Genomic DNA, 13927 nt, shown 5'->3' on the forward strand with positions numbered 1-13927 from the left:
GCCCTGTTGCCGTTGATTGTTCACGGCACGGCTGTGGCCGCAGCGACACGCTGCCCCGATATGAAACGATACTAACCAAAATGTGTGGCGCAGGCCGCAAACCTCGCTAGGCTGTGGGTTAGCTCACATCGACAGCCCAGCGAGGGAGCGATAAGTGGCATGAATCTATACACGCCCATCCTTGTTCTCGGAGCGATCGCGGCCGCGTTCGCCGTGGGGTCCGTGGGGATCGCGCTCGTCATCGGCCCGCGCCGCTACAACCGGTCCAAACTCGATGCCTACGAATGCGGTATCGAACCGATGCAGCCCGGGGCTGCCGGCGTGACCGGCCAGCGCATGCCGATCCGGTACTACCTGACGGCGATGTTGTTCATCGTGTTCGACATCGAAATCGTCTTCCTCTACCCGTGGGCGGTGGCCTTCGACAATCTCGGGCTGTTTGCGCTGGTGGAGATGTTGCTGTTCATGCTCACGGTATTCGTGGCGTACGCCTATGTCTGGCGGCGAGGAGGCCTGAATTGGGATTAGAGGAGCGCCTGCCCGGTGGAATCCTGCTGTCGACGGTGGAGGCTGTCGCGGGCTACGTACGTAAGGGGTCGTTGTGGCCGGCCACCTTCGGCCTGGCCTGCTGCGCAATCGAGATGATGTCGACGGCCGGGCCGCGGTTCGACATCGCCCGGTTCGGCATGGAGCGGTTCTCCGCGACGCCGCGGCAGGCCGACCTGATGATCGTCGCGGGCCGGGTCAGCCAGAAGATGGCGCCGGTGCTGCGACAGATCTACGACCAGATGGCCGAGCCGAAATGGGTGCTGGCCATGGGGGTTTGCGCTTCCTCCGGCGGCATGTTCAACAACTACGCGGTGGTGCAGGGCGTCGACCATGTGGTGCCGGTGGACATCTACCTGCCCGGCTGCCCACCGCGGCCGGAGATGCTCCTGCACGCAATCCTCAAGTTGCACGACAAGATTCAGCAGATGCCGCTCGGGGTCAACCGCGAGGAGGCGATCCGTGAGGCCGAGCAGGCAGCGCTGGCCGTCACACCGACCATCGAGCTCAAGGGGCTGCTGCGGTGAGCACGGCCAACGGGAACGGCCCGGACGGCGGCGACACCCCCGAGGTGATCGGGACGCGGCGCGGCATGTTCGGCGCCTCGGGCACGGGCGACACCTCCGGGTACGGCCGGCTGGTGCGATCGGTGGCACTGCCCGGCAGCTCCCCCCGGCCCTACGGCGGGTTCTTCGATGAGGTGGTGGACCGGCTCGCCGAAATCCTCGGCGAGGAACGCTATGCGGTGTCGATCGAGCGTGTGGTGGTGCATCGCGATGAGCTGACCTTGGAGGTCAGCCGGGTCCAACTGCCCGCGGTGGCCAGTGTGCTGCGCGATGATCCGCAGTTGCGGTTCGAACTGTGCCTGGGTGTGAGCGGGGTGCACTATCCCGACGACACCGACCGCGAACTGCACGCCGTCTATCCGCTGATGTCGATCACCCACAACCGCCGGATCCGGCTGGAAGTCGCAGCGCCCGATGCGGATCCGCATGTGCCGTCGCTGTTCACGATCTATCCGACCACCGACTGGCACGAACGCGAGACCTACGACTTCTTCGGAATCGTGTTCGACGGGCACCCGGCGCTGACCCGGATCGAGATGCCCGACGACTGGGTCGGCCATCCCCAGCGCAAGGACTATCCGCTGGGCGGCATTCCGGTCGAATACCACGGCGCGCAGATCCCGCCGCCCGATCAGCGGAGGTCGTACAACTGATGAGTACCGAATCTCCTGTGGTGGTGGTCGGCGGGCAGGACTGGGATGACGTGGTCGCCGCGGCCCGTGAGCATGCAGGCGAACGCATCGTGGTCAACATGGGCCCCCAGCATCCGTCGACCCACGGGGTGCTGCGGCTGATCCTGGAGATCGAGGGCGAGATCATCACCGAAGCCCGTTGCGGCATCGGCTATCTGCACACCGGTATCGAGAAGAATCTCGAATACCGCAACTGGACGCAAGGCGTCACCTTCGTCACCCGGATGGACTATCTCTCGCCGTTCTTCAACGAAACGGCGTACTGCCTGGGCGTGGAGAAGCTACTCGGCGTCACCGACGATATTCCCCAGCGCGCCAGCATCATCCGGGTGATGCTCATGGAGCTCAACCGGATTTCCTCGCATCTGGTGGCGCTGGCCACCGGCGGCATGGAACTCGGTGCGATGAGTGCGATGTTCTACGGGTTCCGAGAGCGCGAGGAGATCCTGCGGGTCTTCGAGTCGATCACCGGCCTGCGGATGAACCACGCCTATATCCGGCCGGGCGGGCTGGCCGCCGATCTGCCCGACGGCGCGATAGGCCAGGTTCGGGCGCTGCTCGATCTCCTGCCGAAGCGGTTGCAGGACTTGGAGGATCTGCTCAACGAGAACTACATCTGGAAGGCCCGCACCGTCGGTGTCGGGTATCTCGACCTGACCGGGTGTATCGCCCTGGGCATCACCGGCCCGGTGTTGCGCTCCACCGGGCTGCCCCACGACCTGCGTCGCGCACAACCGTACTGCGGCTACGAGGACTACGAATTCGACGTGATCACCGATGACCGCTGCGACTCGTACGGCCGGTACATCATCCGGGTCAAGGAGATGCGGGAGTCGCTCAAGATCGTCGGGCAGTGCGTCGACCGACTCGAGAAGCTCGGCGACGGTCCCGTGATGATCAACGACAAGAAGCTGGCCTGGCCGGCCGATCTCAAAGTCGGCCCAGACGGATTGGGCAACTCCCCCGAGCACATCGCCAAGATCATGGGCCACTCGATGGAGGGGCTGATCCATCACTTCAAGCTCGTCACCGAGGGCATCAGGGTTCCCGCCGGGCAGGTGTACGTCGCCGTGGAGTCCCCGCGCGGCGAGCTCGGAGTGCACTTGGTGTCCGACGGCGGCACCCGGCCCTACCGGGTGCACTACCGGGACCCCTCGTTCACGAATCTGCAAGCGGTGGCGGCGATGTGCGAGGGCGGCATGGTCGCCGATGCCATTGCCGCGGTGGCGTCGATCGACCCGGTCATGGGCGGAGTTGACCGCTGATGAGCGCTTGCGCGAAGAAGAGACCGCACATGAGCGCTTGCGCGAAGGGGAGACAGCAAGGATGAGTGACGTATTCATTCAGCTGGGGCAGCGCCCCGATGAAGCGGGCCCGCCGATCAACGGGCCCGCGGCATATCCGGATGAGGTGACGGCGCGACTCACTGCCGAGGCCGAGCAGATCACCGCCCGCTACCCCGATGCCCGTTCCGCTCTTTTGCCGTTGCTCCATCTGGTGCAGGCCGAGGACGGTTGCCTGACCCCGGCCGGAATCGGTTTCTGCGCAACGCTGTTGGGCCTGACCGACGCCGAGGTCACCGCGGTGGCCACGTTCTACTCGATGTACCGGCGTACCCCGACGGGCGACTACCTCGTCGGGGTGTGCACCAACACGTTGTGCGCGATCATGGGCGGCGACGCGATCCTGGATTCGCTGCAGGAGCACCTGGACATCCACGCCGGGGAAACCACTGCAGACGGCCGGGTCACCCTGGAGCACATCGAGTGCAATGCCGCGTGTGATTACGCGCCGGTGATGATGGTCAACTGGGAGTTCTACGACAACCAGACTCCGTCGTCGGCACGGGATCTCGTCGACGGGCTCCGCGGCGGAACTCCACCCGCACCGACCCGCGGCGCGCCGCTGTGCACCTTCCGGGAAACAGCCCGCACCCTGGCCGGCCTGAGCGATCCCAACGCGCCGGGCGGCACCCCAGGCCCGGCCACCCTGGCCGGGCTGCGGGAAGCCCGCAAACGCGGAATGTTCACTCCTGAAGCGGCAGGTCCGAGCGCATGACGGCGCTGACCCCGGTACTCAGCCGATTCTGGGACGAACCAGAACCGTGGACGTTGGACACCTACCGCCGCCACGACGGTTACCGCGGGCTGCAGCGGGCCCTGGCGATGGGGCCGGACGACGTGATCGGACTGGTGAAGGATTCCGGGCTGCGCGGCCGCGGCGGCGCCGGGTTCCCGACCGGGACCAAGTGGTCGTTCATCCCTCAGGGCGAAGAGGGCGCAGGAGCCAAGCCGCACTATCTCGTGGTCAACGCCGACGAGTCGGAACCCGGGACGTGTAAGGACATTCCGCTCCTGCTGACCACGCCACACTTCCTCATCGAGGGTGTCATCATCGCGGCGTACTCGATCCGGGCCAAGCATGCCTTCATCTACGTGCGTGGCGAAGTCGTGCCGGTGTTGCGGCGTCTGCAGGCCGCGGTCGCCGAGGCCTATGCGGCGGGATATCTGGGTACCGACATCCTCGGCTCGGGCTTCGATCTGGAGCTGACCGTGCACGCCGGTGCGGGTGCCTACATCTGCGGCGAGGAAACCGCACTGCTGGATTCCCTGGAGGGCCGCCGCGGCCAACCACGGCTGCGCCCACCGTTTCCCGCCGTCGCGGGTCTCTACGCGTGCCCGACGGTGGTCAACAATGTCGAGTCCATCGCGAGTGTCCCGCCGATCATGGTCAATGGGGTGGATTGGTTCCGGTCGATGGGATCGGAGAAATCCCCCGGCTTCACATTGTATTCGCTGTCGGGCCACGTCAACCGGCCCGGCCAGTACGAGGCGCCGCTGGGAATCACCCTGCGGGAACTGCTCGACTACGCCGGCGGCGTCCGCGACGGGAACACCCTGAAATTCTGGACCCCGGGCGGTTCGTCGACACCACTCCTGACGGCCGAACACATCGATGTGCCACTGGATTACGAGGGCATGGCCTCCGTCGGCTCCATGCTGGGCACCAAGGCACTGCAGATCTTCGACGAGACCACCTGTGTGGTCCGGGCGGTGCGGCGCTGGACGCAGTTCTACGCCCACGAGTCCTGCGGTAAGTGCACACCGTGCCGGGAAGGCACCTACTGGCTGGCCCAGATCTACGCCCGGCTGGAAACCGGTGCGGGCACTCAGGCCGATATCGACAAGCTGCTCGACATCGCCGACGGCATCTTCGGAAAGTCGTTCTGCGCGTTGGGAGACGGTGCGGCCAGCCCGATCATGTCGTCGATCCAGCATTTTCGCGAGGAGTACGTGGCGCATCTGGACGGCGGGTGCCCGTTCGATCCGCACGCCTCGACATTGATGGCGACCGAAGGGGCGGGTGCGTAGATGTTTCTCACCGCGAGGAGAGGGGGGCGTGCATGACGCTGGCCGAACCGACCAAGGACACCCCGCCGGTCGAGATGGTGTCGCTCACCATCGACGGTGAACAGATCAGTGTCCCCAAGGGCACGTTGGTGATCCGCGCCGCCGAACTGATGGGTGTCCAGATCCCCCGGTTCTGCGATCACCCGCTGCTCGATCCCGTCGGGGCCTGCCGGCAGTGCCTGGTCGAAGTCGAGGGCCAGCGCAAACCGATGGCCTCGTGTACCACCACGGTCAGCCCGGACATGGTGGTACACACCCAGTACAGCTCCGAGGCGGCAGACAAGGCACAGCGCGGCGTGATGGAACTGCTGCTGATCAACCACCCGCTGGACTGCCCGGTCTGCGACAAGGGCGGTGAATGCCCGTTGCAGAACCAGGCAATGTCCAACGGGCGCCCGGAAACCCGGTTCGAGGACGTCAAGCGGACCTACCCGAAACCGATCAGCATCTCCGCGCAGGTGCTGCTGGACCGCGAACGGTGCGTGCTGTGCGCACGGTGCACCCGGTTCTCCGCACAGATCGCCGGCGACCCGTTCATCGAGCTGTTGGAACGCGGTGCGCTGCAACAGGTCGGCATCGCCCCGGGCGAGCCGTTCCAGTCCTACTTCTCCGGCAACACCGTGCAGATCTGCCCGGTGGGCGCCCTCACCGGGACGGCCTACCGCTTCCGGGCGCGGCCCTTCGACCTGGTGTCCAGCCCCAGCGTGTGCGAGCACTGCGCGTCGGGTTGCGCCCAGCGCACCGACCACCGCCGTGGGAAAGTACTGCGCCGCCTGGCCGGTGACGACCCCGAGGTCAACGAGGAGTGGAACTGCGACAAGGGCCGGTGGGCCTTCACCTATGCCACCACCGGCGACCGGATCACCACACCGTTGATTCGCGAAGACGGCACGCTGCGCCCGGCATCGTGGTCGGAGGCGCTGACGGTTGCCGGGGCGGGCCTGCTGGCTGCGGCGTCGAACACCGGCGTGTTGGTCGGTGGACGCTGCACCGTGCAGGACGCCTACGCCTATTCGAAGTTCGCCCGAATGGTGCTGGGCACCAACGACATCGACTTCCGCGCCCGCCCGCACTCCGGTGAGGAGGCCGATTTCCTGTCCTCCCGCATCGCTGCGCAGCCGATGACATTGCGCTACGCCGAACTGGAGAAGGCACCGACCGTTCTGCTGGTCGGGCTGGAGCCCGAAGAGGAATCCCCGATCGTCTTCCTGCGGCTGCGCAAGGCCGCCCGCAAGAACGGCCAGCAGGTGCTCGCGGTGGCACCGTTCGCCAGCCGCGGGCTGACCAAGATGGCGGGCACGCTGATCGCGACCGTCCCTGGGGCCGAGGCGGACGCATTGGCCGCGCTGGAGACCGATGAGCGGCTGCGACGCCCGGGCGCCGTGGTCCTGGTCGGTGAGCGACTGGCCACCTCACCCGGTGCACTGTCGGCCGCGCTGCGTCTTGCCACCGCGACCGGGGCCCGGTTGGCCTGGATCCCGCGCCGGGCCGGTGAGCGCGGCGCCCTGGAGGCCGGCGCCCTGCCGAACCTTCTGCCCGGTGGGCGCCCGGTGACCGACGCCGACGCGCGGGCCCAGACCGCCGCGGTCTGGAACGTCGCCGAACTGCCCGGCAACACCGGCCGCGACACGAACGCCATCCTGGCCGCGGCCGCCGACGGACAACTCTCCGCGCTTCTGGTCGGCGGCGTCGAGATCACCGACCTCCCCGACCCCGTCACGGCGCTGGCCGCGCTGCGGGCCACCCCGTTCGTGGTGAGCCTCGAGCTGCGCGAGAGCGAGGTCACCGAACTGGCCGATGTGGTGTTCCCCGTGGCGCCCGTGGTGGAGAAGGCCGGCGCATACCTCAACTGGGAGGGCCGGATTCGCCCGTTCAAGCCGGCATTGCAGACCAACGCGATTCCCGACCTGCGGGTGCTGCAGTACCTCGCCGACGAGATCGGCGTCGACCTCGGGCTGACCGGACCCGAAGCCGCCGACGCCGAACTGGCCCGGCTCGGCTCCTGGACCGGACCCTGCCCCGCGGAGCCGTCGACGACACCCGAACCGCTCCCCACCCCCGGACCCGGACAGGCCGTGCTGGCCAGCTGGCGTCTGCTGCTGGACGCCGGACGCCTGCAGGACGGCGAACCCTATCTGGCCGGCACCGCGGTCAGCCCGGTGGTGCGGCTCTCCCCCGGCACCGCCACTGAACTCGGTGCGGCAGCGGGAGATCCGGTGACCGTCAGCACCGACCGAGGATCGGTCACGTTGCCGCTGTCGGTTACCGAGATGCCCGACCGGGTGGTATGGCTGCCCACCAATTCCCCGGGATCGGCGATCCATCGTCAACTCGGGGTGACCGCCGGTGCCCTGGTCGCGATCGGGCGGGCCGCCTCATGACCTACCCCGACCCCACCCTGTTCGGCCACGACCCGTGGTGGCTGATCCTGGCCAAGGCACTCGGGGTGTTCGTCTTCCTGCTGCTGACCGTGCTCGCGGCGATCCTCATCGAACGGAAGGTGCTGGGCCGCATGCAGATGCGGCCAGGGCCCAACCGCGTCGGTCCCTGGGGTCTGCTGCAGTCCCTGGCCGACGGCGTGAAGCTCGCCCTCAAGGAGGGCCTCACCCCGGCCGGCGTCGACAAACCCCTCTACCTACTGGCCCCGGTGATCGCGGTGATCCCGGCCTTCATGGCGTTCGCGGTGATCCCGATGGGCGGTGAGGTATCGGTGTTCGGTCACCGCACCGCACTGCAATTGACCGATCTCCCCGTAGCGGTGCTCTACATCCTGGCTGTCACCTCGATCGGCGTGTACGGCATCGTGCTGGCCGGCTGGGCCTCCGGGTCCACCTACCCGCTCATGGGTGGGCTGCGCTCCAGCGCCCAGGTGATCTCCTACGAGGTCGCGATGGCCTTGTCCTTCGCCGCGGTCTTCCTCTACGCGGGCACCATGTCCACCTCGGGCATCGTGGCGGCCCAGGATCGCACCTGGTATGTGTTCCTGCTCCTGCCCTCGTTCGTGGTGTACGTGACGTCGATGGTGGGTGAAACCAACCGGGCGCCTTTCGATCTGCCCGAGGCCGAGGGGGAACTGGTCGGCGGCTTCCACACCGAGTACTCGTCGTTGAAGTTCGCGATGTTCATGCTCGCCGAGTACGTCAACATGACCACCGTGTCCGCGCTGGCCACCACGATGTTCCTCGGTGGGTGGCATGCACCGTTCCCGTTCAACCTGATCGACGGCGCCAACAGCGGCTGGTGGCCGCTGCTGTGGTTCACCGCCAAGGTGTGGACGTTCATGTTCCTCTATTTCTGGCTGCGCGCCACCCTGCCCCGGCTGCGCTACGACCAGTTCATGGCACTGGGCTGGAAGGTGCTCATCCCGGTGTCACTCGTCTGGATCATGGTCGTCGCGGTCACCCACAGCCTGCGCGAGCACGGCTACCACAACTGGGCCACCGGTCTGGTGACCACGGCGGTCGTGGTGGTGGCGGTGCTGGCCGTCGCACTGTGGAAGGCACTGCGGGGCAGAACCGTACAGCCGATACCGCAGCAGAGCGCCGGGGCCTATCCGGTGCCGCCGCTGCCGAAAGCTGGAAAGGAGGCGGTCGATGTCTAAGAAGCCCAAGTTCCTCGATGCCCTGGCCGGATTCGCGGTCACGTTCAGCTCGATGTTCAAAAAGACGATCACCGAAGAGTATCCGGAGAAGCCGGGACCGGTCGCACCGCGCTATCACGGCCGGCATCAACTCAACCGCTACCCCGACGGCCTGGAGAAGTGCATCGGCTGCGAGTTGTGCGCCTGGGCCTGCCCGGCCGACGCCATCTTCGTCGAAGGTGCCGACAACACTGACGCAGAACGCTTCTCGCCGGGCGAGCGCTACGGCCGGGTGTACCAGATCAACTACCTGCGCTGTATCGGGTGCGGATTGTGCATCGAGGCCTGCCCGACCCGGGCCCTGACGATGACGAACGAATACGAGATGGCCGACGACAACCGGGCAGATCTGATCTGGGGCAAGGACAAACTGCTGGCCCCGATGCAACCGGGGATGCAGGCGCCTCCTCACGACATGGCACCGGGCAGTACCGACGACGACTACTACCTCGGCCGGATCAAACCGCTCACCGAGGACGTCCAATGACCCCCGACGTCGTGCTGCTGGCCGAGCACATTTCGCGGCTCGCCGCGGCCGAACCCGCGGCGCGCACGTCGACATCAGAGGCAGTGCTGTTCTGGATCCTGGGGACGGTCGCAGTGCTCGGCGCCATCGGCGTGGTCGCCGCACCGAAAGCTGTGTACTCCGCGGTGTTCCTGGCCTGCACAATGATCTCGCTGGCGGTGCTCTACATCGCCCAGGACGCCCTGTTCCTCGGCGTGGTGCAGGTGGTGGTCTACACCGGCGCGGTGATGATGCTCTTCCTGTTCGTGCTGATGCTCATCGGTGTCGACCTGTCCGAATCGTTCGCCGAAACGATACGCGGCCAACGTCTTGCGGCACTCGCGGCCGGCACCGGGTTCGGCATCCTGTTGATCGCCGGGATCGGCAGCGTGTCCGTCAGCGGGTTCACCGGCCTGGCCCAAGCCAACAGCGGCGGCAACGTGGAAGGTCTGGCCGCCCTGATCTTCACCCGGTACCTGTGGGCATTCGAGTTGACCAGCACACTGCTCATCACCGCGGCAATGGGGGCGATGGTGCTGGCGCACCGGGAACGCTTCGAACACCGCAAGACCCAGCGGGAGCTGGCCGTCGAGCGCTTCCAGGCCGGGGGCCACCCGACGCCGCTGCCCAATCCCGGTGTCTACGCGCGGCACAACGCCGTCGATGTCCCGGCACGCCTGCCCGATGGCTCCGACGCGGCGTTGTCGGTCAGCGCCATCCTGCCGCGGCGCACGATCAGCAACTCGGCCAACGGGGAGGGGTGATGCGATGAATCCCGACAACTATCTCTACCTGTCGGCGCTGCTGTTCACTATCGGCGCATCGGGAGTGCTGTTGCGGCGCAATGCCATCGTGATGTTCATGTGCGTCGAGCTCATGCTCAACGCGGCGAATCTGGCATTCGTGGCGTTCTCCCGCATGCACGGCCATCTCGACGGTCAGGTGGTGGCGTTCTTCACCATGGTGGTGGCCGCCTGCGAGGTGGTCATCGGCCTGGCCATCATCATGACCATCTTCCGTACCCGCCATTCGGCCTCGGTCGACGACGCCAGCCTGCTGAAGCACTAAGGGCAACATGACATTACCTGTGTGGCTGCTGATCGCCCTCCCCGCCGCCGGAGCAGCGGTGCTGCTGTTGGGCGGCCGACGATCCGACCGGTGGGGGCATCTGCTGGGTTGCGCGACCGCCGTGGGCGCCTTCGCCGTCGGAGCGGTGCTCTTCACCCAGATGCTGGGCCGGCACGACGAGCACCGCGCGCTTCAGGAATCTCTGTTCTCCTGGGTTCCGGTGGCCGGCCTGCAGGTCGATTTCGGGTTGCAACTGGATCAGCTGTCGGTGTGCTTCGTGCTGCTGATCACCGGTGTGGGCTCGCTGATCCACGTCTACTCGATCGGCTACATGGCTGACGATCCGGACCGGAGAAGGTTTTTCGCATATCTGAACCTGTTCCTTGCGGCGATGCTGCTGCTCGTGCTCGCGGACAACTACCTCGGTCTGTACGCCGGGTGGGAAGGCGTGGGCCTGGCCTCGTATCTGCTGATCGGATTCTGGTCGTACAAACCCTCGGCCGCCGCCGCAGCCAAGAAGGCTTTCGTCGTCAACCGGGTCGGCGACATGGGCCTGGCGATCGCACTGATGATCATGTTCGCCACCGTCGGATCCATCTCGTTCGCCGGGGTGTTCGGCGCCGCACCGGCATTGAGCGAAGGAACCCTGACCGCGATCGGCCTGCTGCTGTTGTTGGGCGCGTGTGGCAAATCGGCCCAGGTGCCGCTGCAGTCCTGGCTCGGGGATGCGATGGAGGGCCCGACCCCGGTGTCGGCGCTGATCCATGCCGCGACGATGGTCACCGCAGGCGTCTATCTGATCGTGCGTTCGGGGCCGATCTTCGACCTGGCGCCGGGCGCCCAGACCGGTGTGGTCATCGTCGGGGCGGTCACGCTGCTGTTCGGCGCGATCATCGGCTGCGCCAAGGACGACATCAAGAAGGCCCTGGCCGCGTCGACCATGAGCCAGATCGGCTACATGGTGCTCGCCGCCGGACTCGGGCCCGCCGGTTACGCGTTCGCGATCATGCACTTGCTGACCCACGGATTCTTCAAGGCCGGCCTGTTCCTCGGCGCCGGGTCGGTGATGCACGCCATGAACGACGAGGTGAACATGCGGCGCTACGGCGGCCTGCGCAAGGTCCTGCCGGTCACGTTCGCCACGTTCGGACTCGGCTATCTGGCCATCATCGGGGTCCCGCCGCTTGCCGGCTTCTTCTCCAAAGACAGCATCATCGAAGCGGCGCTGGGCGCCGGGGGCGTGCGCGGCATGATCCTCGGCGGGGCGGCCATCCTGGGGGCCGGGATCACCGCGTTCTACATGACCCGGGTGATGCTCATGACGTTCTTCGGCGAAAAGCGCTGGGACGAACAGTCGCATCCCCACGAGGCCCCGGCCGTGATGACCTGGCCGATGATCTTGCTCGCGGTCGGCTCGGTGGTCTCCGGCGGTGCGCTGGCGATCGGCGGCACGCTGTCACATTGGCTGGAGCCGGTCGTCGGCGCTCACGAGGCGCACCACGCGATCCCCGCGTGGGTGGTCACCGTGGTAGTGCTGGCGGTCGTGGCGGTCGGTATCGCGGTGGCCTACCGGATGTATGCGCAGCAGCCGGTTCCGGCCGACGTGCCCGACGGGTCAGCGTGGGCGGTGGCGGCCCGACGCGATCTGTACGGCGACGCATTCAACGAGGCGGTGTTCATGCGAGGTGGCCAGACCTTGACCGCGGCCCTGGTGACCGTCGATGACAAGGTGGTCGACGGAACGGCCGGCGGGCTGGCCGCGCTGGTCAGCCGAACATCGGAGGGGTTGCGCCAGTTGCAGACCGGCTTCGCCCGCTCCTATGCGCTCTCCATGCTGGGCGGGGCGGCCCTGGTGGTGGCGACGATCCTGGCGGTGCGACTGTGGTGAGCACATTTCCGTGGCTGACGGCGTTGTGGGCCACCCCGACGGTGGGAGCCGCCGTGGTGATGCTGCTCCCGGCCGGGCAGCGGACGTTGGCGAAATGGCTGGCGCTGGTGGTCTCGCTGGTGGTGCTGGGCCTGGCGGCCGTGCTCGCCGTCGGTTTCGATCCGGCGGGCGAGCAGTTTCAGTTCGTCGAATCACACCGCTGGATACCGTCGTTCGGAACCGGCTACATCCTCGGTGTCGACGGAATCGCGCTGGCCCTTGTCGTTCTCACCGCCGTGCTGCTGCCGCTGCTCATCGTCGCGGGCTGGAATGACGCCGCGCACCAGACCGGGCTCGGTGGCCGCGGCGTGCAGGCCTACCTGGCGTTGACGCTGGCCGTGCAGGGCATGGTGTTCATGTCCCTGGTGGCCCTGGACATCCTGCTGTTCTACGTGTTCTTCGAAGCCATGCTGATCCCGATGTATTTCCTGATCGGTGGCTTCGGCGGCGAGAACAGGTCTAAAGCGGCGGTCAAGTTCCTGCTGTACAACCTGTTCGGCGGATTGGTCATGCTGGCCGCGGTGATCGGTCTGTATGTGGTGACCGCGGGCAGCGACGCGTTCGCGGCCGTCGGCGGTGCCGACAATCCTGCCTCGGGCACCTTCGATTTCCGCGCGATCGTCGCCGCGGTATCGTCCGGTGCGCTGGTGATCAACCCCGCGGTGGCGAACTTCCTGTTCCTGGGTTTCATGTTCGCATTCGCCGTCAAGGCACCGTTGTGGCCGTTTCACCGGTGGTTGCCGGATGCCGCCGTGCAGGCGACCCCGGCCAGCGCAGTGCTGATGATGGCGATCATGGACAAGGTCGGCACCTTCGGCATGCTGCGTTACTGCCTGCCGCTGTTCCCCGATGCGTCAACGTATTTCCGCCCGCTGGTCATCACCCTCGCGGTGATCGGCATCATCTACGGCGCCGTCCTGGCGATCGGCCAGACCGATGTGATGCGCTTGATCGCCTACACGTCGATCTCGCATTTCGGTTTCATCATCCTGGGCATCTTCGTGATGACCAGCCAGGGCCAGGCCGGGTCGACGCTGTACATGATCAACCACGGGATCTCCACGGCCGCACTGTTCCTGATCGCCGGATTCCTGGTCTCACGCCGCGGTTCCCGGATGATCGACGCCTACGGCGGCGTGCAGAAGGTGGCTCCGGTGCTCGCCGGGGCGTTCCTGGTGGCCGGGCTCGCGACGTTGTCGCTGCCGGGCCTGGCGCCGTTCATCAGTGAATTCCTGGTTCTCATCGGCACATTCACGCGCTATCCGGTGGTCGCGGTGTTCGCGGCCACCGCACTGGTGCTGTCCGCCGTCTACATCCTGTGGATGTACCAGCGGATGATGACCGGTCCGGTCCCCGAGGAGCCCTCCGGAGACGAGCACCGGATCCGGGATCTGGTGCCTCGCGAACTCGTCGTTGTGGCCCCCTTGATCGCGCTGCTGCTGGTGCTGGGCATCTATCCCAAACCCGCACTGGACGTGATCAATCCGGCCGTCCAGCACACGTTGACCACCATCGGACAGACCGATCCGCCACCGCAGGTGCTACCCAAGATGGCAGAGGGGGTTCGCTGATC

13 protein-coding genes are annotated in these 13927 nt (G+C 66.6%); all 13 read left to right on the forward strand.

Annotated elements, in window-relative coordinates:
• The first annotated feature begins 159 nt into the window (after positions 1 to 159).
• The 13 genes from AB0I14_RS09730 (at position 160) to AB0I14_RS09790 (ending at position 13925) form a co-directional block, all read left to right on the forward strand.
• Positions 160 to 528: an NADH-quinone oxidoreductase subunit A gene (locus AB0I14_RS09730; protein WP_358019510.1), complete on the forward strand. Its 369-nt coding sequence runs from the start codon at positions 160 to 162 to the stop codon at positions 526 to 528.
• Positions 519 to 1073 carry an NADH-quinone oxidoreductase subunit B gene (locus tag AB0I14_RS09735; protein ID WP_036388633.1) on the forward strand — a complete coding sequence of 185 codons (555 nt, stop codon included), beginning with the start codon at positions 519 to 521 and terminating at the stop codon, positions 1071 to 1073. The genes AB0I14_RS09730 and AB0I14_RS09735 overlap by 10 nt, the downstream gene beginning before the upstream one ends.
• Complete coding sequence (locus tag AB0I14_RS09740) at positions 1070 to 1765, forward strand: NADH-quinone oxidoreductase subunit C (protein WP_358019514.1); 696 nt, start codon at positions 1070 to 1072, stop codon at positions 1763 to 1765. Before AB0I14_RS09735 ends, AB0I14_RS09740 begins: the two co-directional genes overlap by 4 nt.
• Positions 1765 to 3069 (forward strand): NADH dehydrogenase (quinone) subunit D, encoded by a 1305-nt coding sequence (nuoD, locus tag AB0I14_RS09745; RefSeq protein WP_358019517.1) that lies wholly within the window; start codon positions 1765 to 1767, stop codon positions 3067 to 3069. Before AB0I14_RS09740 ends, nuoD begins: the two co-directional genes overlap by 1 nt.
• Before the next feature lie 61 nt (positions 3070 to 3130).
• Complete coding sequence (gene nuoE / locus AB0I14_RS09750) at positions 3131 to 3862, forward strand: NADH-quinone oxidoreductase subunit NuoE (RefSeq protein WP_358019519.1); 732 nt, start codon at positions 3131 to 3133, stop codon at positions 3860 to 3862.
• Positions 3859 to 5175 (forward strand): NADH-quinone oxidoreductase subunit NuoF, encoded by a 1317-nt coding sequence (nuoF, locus tag AB0I14_RS09755; RefSeq protein ID WP_358019522.1) that lies wholly within the window; start codon positions 3859 to 3861, stop codon positions 5173 to 5175. Before nuoE ends, nuoF begins: the two co-directional genes overlap by 4 nt.
• A 32-nt stretch (positions 5176 to 5207) precedes the next feature.
• The gene (locus tag AB0I14_RS09760) at positions 5208 to 7595 is read left to right on the forward strand and encodes an NADH-quinone oxidoreductase subunit G (RefSeq protein ID WP_358019525.1); all 2388 of its coding nucleotides are present in this window, start codon (positions 5208 to 5210) and stop codon (positions 7593 to 7595) included.
• Entirely contained in the window at positions 7592 to 8815 is a 1224-nt protein-coding gene (gene nuoH / locus AB0I14_RS09765) for an NADH-quinone oxidoreductase subunit NuoH (RefSeq protein WP_358019528.1), read from the forward strand. Before AB0I14_RS09760 ends, nuoH begins: the two co-directional genes overlap by 4 nt.
• A complete protein-coding gene (gene nuoI, locus AB0I14_RS09770; protein WP_358019531.1) occupies positions 8808 to 9341 on the forward strand; it encodes an NADH-quinone oxidoreductase subunit NuoI in 534 nt (177 codons plus the stop codon). Before nuoH ends, nuoI begins: the two co-directional genes overlap by 8 nt.
• Positions 9338 to 10123, forward strand: a complete 786-nt coding sequence (locus AB0I14_RS09775; protein WP_358019534.1) for an NADH-quinone oxidoreductase subunit J — start codon at positions 9338 to 9340, stop codon at positions 10121 to 10123. Before nuoI ends, AB0I14_RS09775 begins: the two co-directional genes overlap by 4 nt.
• Positions 10124 to 10127: 4 nt before the next feature.
• Positions 10128 to 10427, forward strand: a complete 300-nt coding sequence (gene nuoK, locus AB0I14_RS09780; RefSeq protein WP_064878910.1) for an NADH-quinone oxidoreductase subunit NuoK — start codon at positions 10128 to 10130, stop codon at positions 10425 to 10427.
• A gap of 7 nt (positions 10428 to 10434) precedes the next feature.
• The gene (gene nuoL, locus AB0I14_RS09785) at positions 10435 to 12315 is read left to right on the forward strand and encodes an NADH-quinone oxidoreductase subunit L (RefSeq protein WP_358019538.1); all 1881 of its coding nucleotides are present in this window, start codon (positions 10435 to 10437) and stop codon (positions 12313 to 12315) included.
• A complete protein-coding gene (locus AB0I14_RS09790; RefSeq protein WP_358019541.1) occupies positions 12309 to 13925 on the forward strand; it encodes an NADH-quinone oxidoreductase subunit M in 1617 nt (538 codons plus the stop codon). The genes nuoL and AB0I14_RS09790 overlap by 7 nt, the downstream gene beginning before the upstream one ends.
• Positions 13926 to 13927 lie beyond the last annotated feature (2 nt).

The sequence above is a fragment of the Mycobacterium sp. NPDC050441 genome (assembly GCF_040655355.1).
Classification (GTDB): Bacteria; Actinomycetota; Actinomycetes; order Mycobacteriales; family Mycobacteriaceae; genus Mycobacterium.

Coding starts and splice junctions, on each gene's coding strand:
- AB0I14_RS09730 (WP_358019510.1), top strand. CDS start 160: ATGAATCTATACACGCCCATCCTTGTTCTCGGAGCGATCGCGGCCGCG.
- nuoD (WP_358019517.1), top strand. CDS start 1,765: ATGAGTACCGAATCTCCTGTGGTGGTGGTCGGCGGGCAGGACTGGGAT.
- nuoE (WP_358019519.1), top strand. CDS start 3,131: ATGAGTGACGTATTCATTCAGCTGGGGCAGCGCCCCGATGAAGCGGGC.
- nuoF (WP_358019522.1), top strand. CDS start 3,859: ATGACGGCGCTGACCCCGGTACTCAGCCGATTCTGGGACGAACCAGAA.
- AB0I14_RS09760 (WP_358019525.1), top strand. CDS start 5,208: ATGACGCTGGCCGAACCGACCAAGGACACCCCGCCGGTCGAGATGGTG.
- nuoH (WP_358019528.1), top strand. CDS start 7,592: ATGACCTACCCCGACCCCACCCTGTTCGGCCACGACCCGTGGTGGCTG.
- nuoI (WP_358019531.1), top strand. CDS start 8,808: ATGTCTAAGAAGCCCAAGTTCCTCGATGCCCTGGCCGGATTCGCGGTC.
- AB0I14_RS09775 (WP_358019534.1), top strand. CDS start 9,338: ATGACCCCCGACGTCGTGCTGCTGGCCGAGCACATTTCGCGGCTCGCC.
- nuoK (WP_064878910.1), top strand. CDS start 10,128: ATGAATCCCGACAACTATCTCTACCTGTCGGCGCTGCTGTTCACTATC.
- nuoL (WP_358019538.1), top strand. CDS start 10,435: ATGACATTACCTGTGTGGCTGCTGATCGCCCTCCCCGCCGCCGGAGCA.